Below are 12,480 nucleotides of genomic sequence, written 5' to 3'. Positions count from 1 at the left end.
GCGACTCCGTCGTCAGGGCATGGAGCTGAGGTGCGCCTTCGCGTTGATCGTCTTGCGACGCCCCGAGCGAGCGTTGCCCGGCTTCCCTCCGACGTACAGCCAACCGAGGAGCTCCTCGCCCTTCTTCAGACCGTGCGCCTTCCGGACCGCTTTGGTGCGCGTGGCGCCGCCGGTGCGCCAGAACACGCCCCAACCGGCGTCGTCGAGGAGGAGGCTGACCATGTGGGCCACTCCGGCCGCGACCGCTTCCTGCTCCCAGGCGGGCACCTTCGACTTCTTCACGCTCACGACGACCGCGAGCAGCAGCGGCGCGCGGAGCGGCTTCGTCGAGGGCTTCGAGTCCCCCTCCGCCTTCGCGAGCGCCCGGCCGAGCTTCACCCGGTCGTCGCCGCGGATGGTGATGACCCTCCACGGACGCAGGGCGCTGTGGTCGGCCACTCGACCGGCGGCCCCGAGGACCTCGAGGAGTTCCGCGTCACTCGGAGCGACATCGGTGACCTTGGACCACGAACGGCGTCCGGCGACGGCAGCGAGGACCGGGCGCTCGACCGGTTCGGTCACTCCGTCGGCTCGGTGGTGTCGGCCGCGGCGAAGTTGAGCGCGATCGAATTCATGCAGTATCGGTCGCCGGTGGGCGTCCCGAAGCCGTCGTCGAACACGTGGCCGAGGTGCGAGCCGCAGTTGGCACACCGGACCTCGGTGCGCACCATGCCGAGGGTGCGGTCCTCGATGAGCTGCACCGCCTCGGGGTTCACGGACTCGTAGAAACTCGGCCATCCGCAGCCGGAATCGAACTTGGTACCGCTCTTGAAGAGTTCGGCGTTGCAGGCGGCACAGGTGTAGAGGCCCGCGCGGGACTCGTCGAGGAGCTCGCCGGTCCAGGCCCGTTCGGTGGCCGCTCCGCGGAGGACCTGATACTGCTCGGGCGTGAGTTCCTCGCGCCACTGCTCATCGGTCTTCGACACGTCGTACGTCATGCTGCTCCATTCGTCTCGGTCATCCTACGTGCGGGGTTGCCTCGTGCATGCGGCTCCCGACGTATTCCATAACACTGCACCGAGCCTGATCCTTCCCGGTGAACGTCGGCCTTCGCCGGGGTGGATGCGGCCCGGCGGGCATCGGCTGAATAGACTTGGACGACGGCGGACCGGGGCGTGAATCCACGGTCGCCGTTTCGGCACCGATCGGCAGGAGATGAGCATGCAGCCAGCGTCGCGCACGCCTGCCGATGACGACGCGTCGACGCCGACGGGAGGCCTCGACCAGCGCGAACTCGAGATCCTCGAATTCGAGTCCCACTGGATGCAGCACGTCGGGGCCAAGGAGGCCGCCATCCGCGACCGCTTCGCCCTGTCCCCGGCCCGGTATTATCAACTGCTCGGCGCGCTCATCGACTCGCCGTCCGCCCTCGCCCACGACCCCATGCTGATCAAGCGGCTGCAGCGCACCCGCGACGCCCGACTCTCGGCGCGAGGAGCCTCGGCTCCCCGCACCGACGGCTGAGCAGCTCTCGGAGACCACACCATGGCTGAATCCTTCCCGCCCGACCGCTTCGACGAGGTCCCCGACCTCAAGCGCGTCGGCGCGCACCGTGCCCCTGCTCCCAAGGGACGCGGCTGGATCGCCTTCCTCGTCGCCGTCGTCGCCACGCTCGTCCTCGTGGGGGTCGGCACCTTCGCCCTGTTCGGGCTGAACGACCGGATCGACTTCTTCGGCGGCTCGCAGAGTCCGAGCGCCACGCCCACGCCGACCCCCACCCCGACCGAGGCGGCCCCTGTCGTCGACCCCGCGGCCAGCATCCTCGTCCTGAACGGCACACCCACCGCAGGCCTCGCCGCATCGGCGGCGGCAGCGATCACGGCCGCCGGCTTCACGCAGCAGATCCCGACGAGCGACGCCAGCACGGAGGACGTCACGGCGAGCGGCGTCTACTACCAGGATCCGTCGCAGGAAGGCGTCGCCCGCGCCATCGCGAACGCGCTCGGCGGCATCCCGATCCAGATCACGGACACGTACGCGATCCCCGTCGAGGAGGGCGAGGCGCCGGTCCTCCGCATCGTCGTCGTGGTCGGCGCGGACTACCAGCCGGCCGCCTGAGCGCGGCTGGAGCAGGTCGATCTCTCTGGTCGCCGGCACGCCGTGTTTCCGGAGTGTTTCCTCCATGTTGAGTTGTCGTATCACTCCGCCCCATTTGTCGATTTCGGGGTGAATCCGCGCGGTGCTCCGGATTAGTATCTGGAACTGGCCGCTCATCCCGTCCCGTCTCGACTCGCCCCCGGGTCCGCTTCGGCGCAGGGTGGTCACCGGGGTCCCGATCCCGGATGGCAGGTCCGGGTTCGGCAACAGTCGATGCCTGCGAGCACGCAGCAATGGGAGTATGAAATGGCGAACGGAACCGTCAAGTGGTTCAACGCTGAGAAGGGCTTCGGCTTCATCACGGTCGACGACGGCGGACAGGATGTCTTCGTCCACTACTCGGCGATCGACATGAGCGGCTACAAGTCCTTGGAAGAGGGCCAGGCGGTCGTCTTCGAGGTCGGCACGGGAGCAAAGGGGCCTCAGGCCGAGGGTGTGCGCCTGGCGTAGCCGCTGATCAGGTACGCGATTCCTGCGACGCCGTCCACTTCGGTGGGCGGCGTCGTTCGTCGTTCCGGGGCTGTTCCCGGGAGTTCGCTCAGGGCTCCGGTGCTCACTTGCACTCCCACCCCCTGAGTGCCAGAATCGACTTAGCACTCGTACTCATTGAGTGCTAACAACGTTCATGACGTCCGGGAGGGACGAAAAACACACATGGCTAAGATCATTGCTTTCGACGAGGAGGCCCGTCGCGGCCTCGAGCGTGGACTGAACATTCTTGCTGACACGGTCAAGGTCACCCTTGGGCCGCGCGGTCGCAACGTTGTCCTCGAGAAGAAGTGGGGCGCCCCCACGATCACCAACGACGGCGTGTCCATCGCCAAGGAGATCGAACTCGACGACCCGTACGAGAAGATCGGCGCGGAGCTCGTCAAGGAGGTCGCCAAGAAGACCGATGACGTCGCCGGCGACGGCACCACCACGGCGACCGTGCTGGCACAGGCACTCGTCCGCGAGGGCCTCCGCAACGTCGCCGCAGGCGCCGACCCCATCAGCCTCAAGCGCGGCATCGAGAAGGCCGTCGAGGCCGTCACGGTCGAGCTCATCGCCAACGCCAAGGAGGTGGAGACCAAGGAGGAGATCGCTGCGACCGCTTCCATCTCCGCTGGCGACACCACCATCGGCGAGATCATCGCCGAGGCGATCGACAAGGTCGGCAAGGAGGGTGTCGTCACCGTCGAGGAGTCGAACACCTTCGGCACCGAGCTCGAGCTCACCGAGGGCATGCGCTTCGACAAGGGCTACCTGTCGCAGTACTTCGTGACCGACCCCGACCGCCAGGAAGCGGTGTTCGAGGACCCCTACATCCTCATCGCGAACCAGAAGATCTCTGCGATCAAGGACCTCCTGCCGATCGTCGACCAGGTCATCCAGTCGGGCAAGCAGCTCCTCATCATCGCTGAGGACGTCGACGGCGAAGCTCTCGCGACGCTCGTCGTCAACAAGATCCGTGGCATCTTCAAGTCCGTCGCCGTCAAGGCTCCGGGCTTCGGCGACCGCCGCAAGGCTCAGCTGCAGGACATCGCCATCCTCACCGGTGGCCAGGTCATCTCCGAGGAGGTCGGCCTCAAGCTCGAGACCGTCACCCTCGACCTGCTCGGCCGTGCCCGCAAGGTCGTCATCACCAAGGATGAGACCACCATCGTCGAGGGTGCCGGCGACGCCGACGCCATCGCCGGTCGTGTCTCGCAGATCCGCAAGGAGATCGACAACACCGACAGCGACTACGACCGCGAGAAGCTCCAGGAGCGTCTCGCCAAGCTCGCGGGCGGTGTGGCGGTCATCAAGGCCGGCGCAGCGACCGAGGTCGAGCTCAAGGAGCGCAAGCACCGCATCGAGGACGCTGTCCGCAACGCGAAGGCTGCCGTCGAAGAGGGCATCGTCGCCGGTGGTGGCGTCGCCCTGATCCAGGCCGGCAAGACCGCGTTCGAGAAGCTCGAGCTCGTCGGTGACGAGGCGACCGGTGCGAACATCGTCAAGGTCGCCATCGACGCTCCGCTCAAGCAGATCGCGCTCAACGCAGGCCTCGAGCCCGGCGTCGTCGCCGACAAGGTCCGCAACCTGCCCGTCGGACACGGCCTCAACGCCGCGACCGGTGAGTACGTCGACATGCTCGCTGCCGGCATCAACGACCCGGTGAAGGTCACGCGCTCCGCGCTGCTCAACGCAGCGTCGATCGCCGGCCTGTTCCTCACCACCGAGGCCGTCGTCGCCGACAAGCCGGAGAAGAACCCGGCTCCGGCCGGCGACCCGACCGGTGGCATGGACTTCTAAGTCCGACAGCAACACCTGCGCAGGGCGTCTCCTTCGGGAGGCGCCCTGCGTCGTTTCGTCACCCCACATCGGGGAGAACCCTCGACCTGTATGCCCGTTTCCGCATGGGCCCGACAGTCGTTGTAGAGACGTGATCGGAACGGCATATCGACGCGTGTGTCGTTTCCTATGATCGAGCTATGAGACGCATCGGGGGAGCGGCAGTCGCCGCGGTATTGGTTGTGGGGCTGGCCGCGTGCACGCCGAGCGAAGCGGTTCCGACCGCATCACCGACGGTGTCGTCGTCGCCGAGGCCCTCGGCGACGGCAAAACCCACTGCGCCGGTGAGCTCCTACGGATTCGGGTGCGAGAACCTCGTCCCCCAGGACGTGGTGGCGACGGCGCTCGCCCCGACAGCGGCCCTGGAGCCCGCCTTTGCCGACTCGTCCAGTGCGAACCCGATGTTGTGGGCGGCGACCTCGCTCGGCGGCATGTATTGCACGTGGAGCAATGGTGAGCCGAGAGACCTGGCGGAGGGTGGGACGCTGGTCGGCACGGAGCGGTGGGCCGAGCTGGCTATCCTCCCCGGGTCACACGCCGACTGGGACTTCTATTACGAGCGCTGGGCGTACGGCGAATCAGGGCCGTGGCCGGACTCCACGAAGCTGTCCTGCTTCACCCAGAACGGAGCTGTGCCCGGCGTCTGCAGCATCAACTTCCTGGTCGGTGACAGCTGGGTGGACCTGATCATGTACGGCCCGGCCGACGACGCCGCAGCGTCGGACGAGGATGCCGTCGCCGCGGTCACACCCTTCATCGAGGCGATCCGCTCGGCGCTCGAACCGGTCGGCACGGCGCCACGGTACGCCTGGGGCGGGACGACGCCGGGGGCGAACGCGCTGCCGACGGAGTGCGAGGCGTTCGTGCCTGCGGCGGCGATGAGTGAGGCCCTCGGCCAGGAGCTCACCTACAATTCGGCGCCGAAGAAGCGACTGTGGAACCGAGGCGTCGCCGCCGACGACTTCGGAGCGCCGGACTGCATCTTCTCCCTCCCCGACAGTGACTCGTCGCGAGGCATCCTGCTAGCGCTCCCGGGCGGACGCTGGGCGTACGAGCAGCTGGTCGAGACCCGCATGAGGGCGGGAGCGGACATCGAGTTCCTGACGATCGACGGGCTCGGAGCCCGGGACGCCTTCATCGAGTGCAAGACGAGCCCGTGGTCCAAGTGCAGCGTGCAGATGGCGGTCGCCGGGCACTGGTTGGAAGTCGAGGCGAACAACGAGAGTTCCCTCGACGACACCTACGACGTCGACGAGCTGCGTCAGCAGGCTCTCGCCTACGCAGCACTCGCCGCCGCCGGTATCGCCGCGCGTCCCTGATCCCCGCGCGCGGCGTCAGCCGCTGAACATGCTCGCGTTCGTCCGTTCGATCTCGGCGTACTGTGTGCCCGCGACAGCGAGTGCTCGACTGATCTCGCCGAGGTTCTCCTCGACCTGACGCTGGGTGCCCCTCCAGCGCTCGACGACACCGTGGAACGCGGCCGCCGCAGCGCCGGTCCATTGGCCGTCGAGTGCCGCCAGCTGCGTGTGCAGGCGGGCTACCTCGTTCTGGATCTGCTCGATCGTGACGCGTGCCGCCGTGGAGGCGCGCTCGACCGCGTCGCTGTCGACCTGGAAAGTGGCCATCGGGAACTCCGTTCGTCCGGGCGATGCCTGTCATCGCCGCTACCGAGACGGTAGGTGCTCGTCACCGGCCGGAACCGGCGAGAAAGGCCTCGGGCGCGCAGTCCGGAGCAGGCCGGAGCCTGTGGAGGAGGGTCGAGGCGGTCCGCCGCCGGGTCAGGCCGGAGGGCCCGCGATGACGATGGGGCTCGTAGCCGCCGACGGGGCGAGCGGCAGGATGACGCGGAACGTCGCGCCGCCGCCGGGGGTCTCGGTCACGTCGACCGTGCCACCGTGCGCCGCGACGATGGACGCGACGATCGCCAGTCCGAGGCCGCTGCCGCCCGTCTCGCGGGTCCGCGAACTGTCGGCACGCCAGAAGCGCTGGAAGATCTTCTCGCGGATCTGTGGCGGGATGCCCTCGCCGTGGTCGACGATGGCGATGCTGGCGGTCCCGGCGCGGGCGTCCGTGCCGACCGCGAGCTCGATCGGACTGTCGGCGGGCGTGAAGCGCAGGGCGTTTCCGATGAGGTTCGTGACGACCTGCCGGATCTTGTTCTCCTCGCCGAGGACGATCGGCGGCACGGCCAGGGTCAGTGGTTTGACGATGGGCTTCGTGTCGGGCGTGGTGGCGTCGCCGGGGGGCTTCGGCCGACGCCGGAAGCGGTTGAACGTCGCGCCGAAGATCGGCCCGGTCGAGCCCGTCTGGGCTGGTGCGTCGGCAGCGGCCGAGGACTCGCCGGTCGTCTCGGCCGCTTCGTCGTCCACGGCTCGTGCCATGCGTTCGTCGCGGACGACCTGGACCGTGCGCCCGGGGGCCTGGGCTGTGGTGTCGAGAGCGGCGTCGCGTGCGATCGGGAGCAGGTCGACGGGCGCGACGTTCAGTGGTCGCGTCTCATCGAGGCGGGCGAGCTGGAGGAGGTCCTCGACGAGCGCGCCCATGCGGATGGCCTCCTTCTCGATGCGCTCCATGGCCTGTGCCACGTCCTGCGGCGTCTGGAGGGCACCCATCCGGTAGAGCTCCGCGTAGCCGCGCACCGAGACGAGCGGGGTGCGCAGCTCGTGGCTCGCGTCGCCGACGAAGTTCCGCATCTGCTCGATGGTCTTCCCGCGATCGGAGTACGCGCGGTCGATGCGAGCCAGCATCGTGTTGAGCGATCGGCTGAGTCGCCCCACCTCGGTGTTCGGCGTCGAGCCCGCGAGTCGCTGACTGAAGTCGCCGTCGGCGAACGCGGCGGCCGTCCGTTCCACCTGGCGGAGCGGTTCGAAGGTGCCCGTCACCAGCCACCGGGTGAGCAGCGCTCCGACCACGATGATGAGCACGCCGAGGACGAAGAAGATCGTGAGGTAGGTCGCGATGGTGTTGTCGGTGCCCTGCATCGAGATGGCGACCCATGCCGCTCCCGTGCGGAAGCCGTCGAGGGTGACCGGGACGGAGACCGCGTGGTAGACGATCGTGCCGCTCGCGTTGGTGGTCGTGTAGATCTGGGTCCCGCTCGCGGCGACGTCGTTCGCGCTGAGGTGTGCCGGGTGTTCGGGAGCGATGCTGTCGTCCCACCCGGACGAGGCCCGGAGTTCGCCGTTCGTGTCGTACACGGCGACGAACAGCGTCGAGGGGGCGTCGAGCTGGAGCTGTCCGTCCTCGGAGATCTCACCGACGATCTTGCCCTTAGCGGCGGTGACCAGACTGTCGTTCGCCTGCTGGGTGAGGACCTCTTTGAGGAGCGGGGTCGTCCCCATGCCCGCGACGAGCAGACCGAAGGCGAGGACGAGCACCGTCACCCCGGTGATCTTCGTCCGGAGTGAGACGCTGCTCCACCAGGTGGACAGGGAATCGGCCATCGGGTGGGGGCTACGCCTTTCCGGCCTTGAGCATGTAGCCGAATCCGCGCTTGGTCTGGATGAGCGGCTCGCTGGAGAACTGGTCGAGCTTCCGGCGCAGGTAGGAGATGTAGCTCTCGACGATGCCGGCGTCGCCGTTGAAGTCGTACTCCCAGACGTGGTCGAGGATCTGGGCCTTCGACAAGACGCGGTTCGGGTTGAGCATGAGGTAGCGGAGGAGCTTGAACTCGGTCGGGCTGAGGTCGATGGGGGTGTCGCCGACGAGGACCTCGTGGGTGTCCTGGTCCATCGTCAGCTCGCCGGTGCGGATCACCGCGTCCTCGTCCGCCTGCATCGTCCGGCGGAGGATGGCCTTGATGCGTGCCACGATCTCGTCGAGGCTGAACGGCTTAGTGACGTAGTCGTCGCCGCCGACCGTGAGGCCCGTGATCTTGTCCTCGGTGTCGTCCTTCGCGGTGAGGAACAGGATGGGCGCCGTGTAGCCGGCGCTGCGGAGGCGCTTGGTGACGCCGAAGCCGTTCATGTCCGGCAGCATCACGTCGAGGATGATGAGGTCGGGCTCCTCCTCGAGGACCGCTGAGATGGCGGCTGCGCCGTTGCCCACGGCACGGACGGCGAAGCCGGCGAATCGCAGGCTGGTGGTGAGGAGGTCGCGGATGTTCGGTTCGTCGTCGACGATGAGGATGCGGGGTCCGGTCATGACACCATTATCTGCACGTTTCTTGAGACTTTTCTGAGAGCGTGATTCACGCGGTCTGCAAGGCGTGGGCGTCGAGGATCGTGTAGCTGTAGCCCTGTTCGGCGAGGAACCGTTGGCGGTTCTGCGCGAACTCCTGATCGACCGTGTCGCGCGACACCAGCGTGTAGAAGCTCGCGGTGAGTCCCGTGGACTTCGGGCGCAACAGGCGGCCGAGACGCTGCGCCTCCTCCTGTCGTGAACCGAACGACCCCGACACCTGGATGGCGACGGTCGCTTCGGGCAGGTCGACCGAGAAGTTCGCGACCTTCGAGACGACGAGCACCTGCTCGGTACCGTCGCGGAATGCCTGATAGAGCCGTTCCCGCTCGTCGACCGGGGTGGCGCCCGTCAACTGCGGGGCACCCAGCGTCTCGGCCAGCTCCTCGATCTGATCGAGGTACTGCCCGATGACGAGGATCTGCTCGCCGCGATGCCGTTCGACGAGCTGCCGGACGACGTCGAGCTTCGCCGGAGCGGTCGCCGCGAGGCGGTACCGTTCGTCGTCGGCGGATGCCGCGTAGGTGAGGCGGTCTGCCTGAGGCAGGTCGACGCGGACCTCGAAGCATGCGGCGGGGGAGATGAAACCCTGTGCCTCGATCTCCTTCCACGGGGCGTCGAACCGCTTCGGGCCGATGAGCGAGAAGACGTCGCCCTCGCGGCCGTCTTCACGGATGAGCGTCGCGGTCAGGCCGAGGCGACGCCGCGCCTGCAGCTCGGCGGTGAGCTTGAAGACGGGGGCCGGGAGCAGGTGCACCTCGTCGTAGACCACGAGGCCCCAGTCCATGGCGTCGAGCAGTGCGAGGTGGGCGTACTCGCCCTTCCGCTTGGCCGTGAGGATCTGATAGGTCGCGATCGTGACCGGCTTGACCTCCTTCACCTGCCCCGAGTACTCGCCGATCTCCTCGGCGGTGAGCGAGGTGCGCTTCAACAGCTCGTCGCGCCACTGCCGCGCCGACACCGTGTTCGTGACGAGGATGAGGGTGTTGGTGGACGCCGTCGCCATCGCCCCGGCGCCGACCAGGGTCTTGCCCGCACCACAGGGGAGCACCACGACGCCGGAACCGCCGGAGAAGAAGTTGTCGACCGCCTGCTGCTGGTAGTCGCGGAGATGCCAGCCGTCCTCGACCAGGTCGATCTGGTGCGGCGTGCCGGCGGTGTATCCGGCGAGGTCCTCGGCGGGCCAGCCCAGCTTCACGAGTTCCTGTTTGAGCGCGCCACGTGCCCACGGCTCGACGAGGAAGGTGTCCGGCGTCGGGTGCCCGATGAGGAGGGGCGCGATCCGCTTGGCGCCGGCCACCTCGGTCAGGATCGGGAGGTCGGTGGAGCGGAGGACGAGTTCACCCTCCGCGGAGCGTTCGATCACGAGCCGGCCGTAGCGGTTGACCGTCTCGCGCATGTCGATCGTCACGGACGCGGGGATGGAGAACTTCGAGTACCGTTCCAGCGTCTCGATCATCTGGTCGGCGTCGTGCCCGGCGGCACGCGCGTTCCAGAGTCCGAGACGGGTGATCCGGTAGGTGTGGATGTGCTCCGGCGCGCGCTCGAGCTCGGCGAACACCGAGAGATCGTGGCGGGCGTCCTCGGCGAGCGGGTGGGCGACCTCGAGCAGCACGGTGCGGTCGCTTTGGACGATCAGTGGTCCATCAGACATAACGGTCGAGTCTACCGGCGGATCCGGTGCGCAACCCCCTGAGTGGGCGCTCAGCCGGCGATCCGAACCTCGGTGATCATCGCGAGCGGCAGGGTGCGTTCGACATCGGCCGACCGGTCCAGACCACGCAGGCGACCGCCGGCGAGGCTCACCGGTTCGATCGTGAACGTGGATCGCCGCTCGCCGTGCTGCAGCTGCACGGTGACCGGCGTGTGGTCGCGGACGGCGATCTCCAGCTGCTTGGCCAACCACGCGCTGCTCGTGTCCCCGCGGTCGTCGGCGCGGAGCCGCGACACCAGATCCGGTTCCGTCGATGAGGCCGGAGCGGACAGGGTGGTGCGCATGACCGGCTGCCGGCGGATCCGGAGCGGGGCGCCGTCGTCGTCCTCCGCGACCACCGGGTAGCGCGCGTCGTGGAGGGCCCAGTAGACCGTCGCCGCCTCGATCCGGCTGGTGAGCCGGTGCTCGTCGCTCGGACGGAGACCGAGCGCCACGAGGCTCTGGTCGACCGAGATCGCCGCGATCAGGCCGGCGTCGTCGGAGCGGATGTAGCTGCTGCGTCCAGGGTCGGCCGAGGCGTCGGCCGACGCGCGGATCGTCCCGACGCGGACGAGGCCGAATCGGGATGCGGCCTCGGACACGAGGTACCGCAGGGGTTGAGGGACGCCGGTCAGGGAGATCGACTCGAGGTACGCGAGCAGGTCCTCGGCCGTGTCTCCGTCGGCGAGGGCCCGGGTGACGCTCGCGGTCGTGATGCGGTACCTCGACGCCTGAGCGCGCCCCTCCGGCTCCGCGAGGGCCCGGAGTCGCACGTCGAGTTCCGCCGTCGGGGGACCGAGCGCGATGACGGTCAGGTCGTCCTGGAGGACGACCTGCGACACCTCGGCGGGGAGCATCGACGCGAGCGCCGAGGCTGCGTCGGCCGCGTGGCCGTCGACGAGGAATCGTCCGAACCCACTGGTCGCCCCGTCGACGGTGATCCCGAGCAGCTCGGCGACCGCGGCGACCGCACGCGTCGGTGCCACGACGGCATCCTCCGCCAACGGATACCACCAGCTGAGCTCCTCGACCAGGTCGACGGAACCGCGCCGATACGCCGTCAGGATGTGATCGCGGACCGTGGCCGGGATCGCGTCGCGCCAGGCTGTCGCGAGACGGAGCCAGCGCTCCGCGGTGGCCGATGCCAACCAGGCCTCGCCGACCTCGCTCAGGCGGATGGCGGAGCTGATCGCGTCCGTGAGCCCGGCAGCCGACGCCACGGACAGGGCGAGCTCGATCTGGTCGGGCGTGCTCACCGCCGCGGCTGCGAGCCGTTTGAGGTCCGGCATGGACGGGGCTCCGCGGCCGAGCAGGCGCGCGGGCTCGCGGTCGAGTTCGTGGAGGCTCTCGCCGACGATGCCGACCGCGCCGGCCGCTCGCTCGCTTGCGAGGGCGTCCGTGTCGGGCGAGGGGCGGGTCGCATGGGATGTCGGCGCCTCCGCCGGACGTTGGAGTTCGGTACGGCCGGGTCTGCCGCTCGCCGCCCACTCCTCGAACACCGCGGCCACCGCGCTCACCGGCCTGATCGGACCGGCCCCGTCGTCGAGCACCAGGATGTCGCGCTCCAGCCGCTCCAGTGCGGCATCCACCTCCGAGTCATCGCGTCCGAGCGTGGTCGCGAGCGACTGGCGCTCCGTCCCGTCCAGCGCGGCGGCGAGCACGGCGAGGGTGTCCCGGTCGAGCAGTGCCATCCGGCGGGCGACGCTCGCATCGTCCAACAGGGCCTCGGCGAAGTCGAAGAAGTCCGCGATGCGGGCTGAGGAGGCCCTGCGGTCGGGCGTCAGCCTGCGGAGCGCGTCGTCCGGGAGCTCCCGGAGGCGGCGCGCGATCGCGAAGGCCTCGCCCATGGTCGTCAGCGCGGCGACTGACCGCGGGACTCGCGGGACCGTCGGACGGCACCCACGATGATGAGCGTGATCAGCATCAGGAAGGCGATCGGGAGTCCGACGAGCGGCAGGATCGTCACGACCGGCCAGGCGCCGACGGCGAAGTCGCCCTGCTGGAGGCCGGTGGCGGTGCCGACCATCACCGCGACGAACGCGGCGATCGACACGGCGACGATCGTCACGACCATGTAGGCCAGGATCCGTTCGGGCCGCGAGATGCTCGGCGTCTGCTCATCAGTCACGCTCCCAGGATAGAGGCACGCGGCTGCTGCA

General features: G+C 68.7%; 13 protein-coding genes. 5 read left to right on the top strand and 8 right to left on the bottom strand.

Annotated features, from left to right (window positions below; genetic code table 11):
• Positions 1 to 12: 12 nt before the first annotated feature.
• Positions 13 to 561: a nitroreductase family protein gene (locus CCK91_RS12845; protein ID WP_086474377.1), complete on the bottom strand. Its 549-nt coding sequence runs from the start codon at positions 559 to 561 to the stop codon at positions 13 to 15.
• Complete coding sequence (gene msrB, locus CCK91_RS12840) at positions 558 to 977, bottom strand: peptide-methionine (R)-S-oxide reductase MsrB (RefSeq protein ID WP_079705364.1); 420 nt, start codon at positions 975 to 977, stop codon at positions 558 to 560. Before msrB ends, CCK91_RS12845 begins: the two co-directional genes overlap by 4 nt.
• Before the next feature lie 223 nt (positions 978 to 1,200).
• On the opposite strand from msrB, the gene CCK91_RS12835 reads away from it, so the two are divergent.
• From CCK91_RS12835 to CCK91_RS12815, 5 genes are all read left to right on the top strand, one after another.
• Positions 1,201 to 1,503 carry a DUF3263 domain-containing protein gene (locus tag CCK91_RS12835; protein WP_086474690.1) on the top strand — a complete coding sequence of 101 codons (303 nt, stop codon included), beginning with the start codon at positions 1,201 to 1,203 and terminating at the stop codon, positions 1,501 to 1,503.
• 21 nt (positions 1,504 to 1,524) lie between these two features.
• Positions 1,525 to 2,097, top strand: coding sequence for a LytR C-terminal domain-containing protein (locus tag CCK91_RS12830; RefSeq protein WP_086474376.1), 573 nt, complete (start codon positions 1,525 to 1,527; stop codon positions 2,095 to 2,097).
• A 285-nt stretch (positions 2,098 to 2,382) separates the two neighbouring features.
• Positions 2,383 to 2,586 carry a cold-shock protein gene (locus CCK91_RS12825; protein WP_079705369.1) on the top strand — a complete coding sequence of 68 codons (204 nt, stop codon included), beginning with the start codon at positions 2,383 to 2,385 and terminating at the stop codon, positions 2,584 to 2,586.
• Between the two features lie 204 nt (positions 2,587 to 2,790).
• Complete coding sequence (gene groL / locus CCK91_RS12820) at positions 2,791 to 4,410, top strand: chaperonin GroEL (protein WP_064296567.1); 1,620 nt, start codon at positions 2,791 to 2,793, stop codon at positions 4,408 to 4,410.
• 323 nt (positions 4,411 to 4,733) lie between these two features.
• A complete protein-coding gene (locus CCK91_RS12815; RefSeq protein WP_086474375.1) occupies positions 4,734 to 5,768 on the top strand; it encodes a hypothetical protein in 1,035 nt (344 codons plus the stop codon).
• 15 nt (positions 5,769 to 5,783) lie between these two features.
• On the opposite strand, the gene CCK91_RS12810 is transcribed toward CCK91_RS12815, so the two are convergent.
• The 6 genes from CCK91_RS12810 to CCK91_RS12785 all read right to left on the bottom strand — a co-directional run bounded on the left by CCK91_RS12810 (position 5,784) and on the right by CCK91_RS12785 (position 12,449).
• Complete coding sequence (locus tag CCK91_RS12810; protein WP_086474374.1) at positions 5,784 to 6,074, bottom strand: WXG100 family type VII secretion target; 291 nt, start codon at positions 6,072 to 6,074, stop codon at positions 5,784 to 5,786.
• Positions 6,075 to 6,227: 153 nt separating this feature from the next.
• A complete protein-coding gene (locus tag CCK91_RS12805) occupies positions 6,228 to 7,892 on the bottom strand; it encodes a sensor histidine kinase (protein ID WP_086474373.1) in 1,665 nt (554 codons plus the stop codon).
• Between the two features lie 10 nt (positions 7,893 to 7,902).
• The gene (locus CCK91_RS12800; RefSeq protein WP_056007716.1) at positions 7,903 to 8,592 is read right to left on the bottom strand and encodes a response regulator transcription factor; all 690 of its coding nucleotides are present in this window, start codon (positions 8,590 to 8,592) and stop codon (positions 7,903 to 7,905) included.
• Positions 8,593 to 8,638: 46 nt separating this feature from the next.
• Positions 8,639 to 10,282 carry a DNA repair helicase XPB gene (locus tag CCK91_RS12795; RefSeq protein ID WP_086474372.1) on the bottom strand — a complete coding sequence of 548 codons (1,644 nt, stop codon included), beginning with the start codon at positions 10,280 to 10,282 and terminating at the stop codon, positions 8,639 to 8,641.
• A gap of 50 nt (positions 10,283 to 10,332) precedes the next feature.
• Positions 10,333 to 12,168, bottom strand: coding sequence for a helicase-associated domain-containing protein (locus CCK91_RS12790; protein WP_086474371.1), 1,836 nt, complete (start codon positions 12,166 to 12,168; stop codon positions 10,333 to 10,335).
• Positions 12,169 to 12,173: 5 nt separating this feature from the next.
• Entirely contained in the window at positions 12,174 to 12,449 is a 276-nt protein-coding gene (locus CCK91_RS12785) for a multidrug ABC transporter ATPase (protein WP_133059991.1), read from the bottom strand.
• Positions 12,450 to 12,480: the final 31 nt, after the last annotated feature.

It is taken from the genome of Plantibacter elymi (nom. nud.), assembly GCF_900177795.1.
Lineage (GTDB): Bacteria > Actinomycetota > Actinomycetes > Actinomycetales > Microbacteriaceae > Plantibacter > Plantibacter elymi.
The sequence above is the reverse complement of the archived record's forward strand: the minus strand, read 5'-3'. Positions and strand labels throughout refer to the sequence as shown.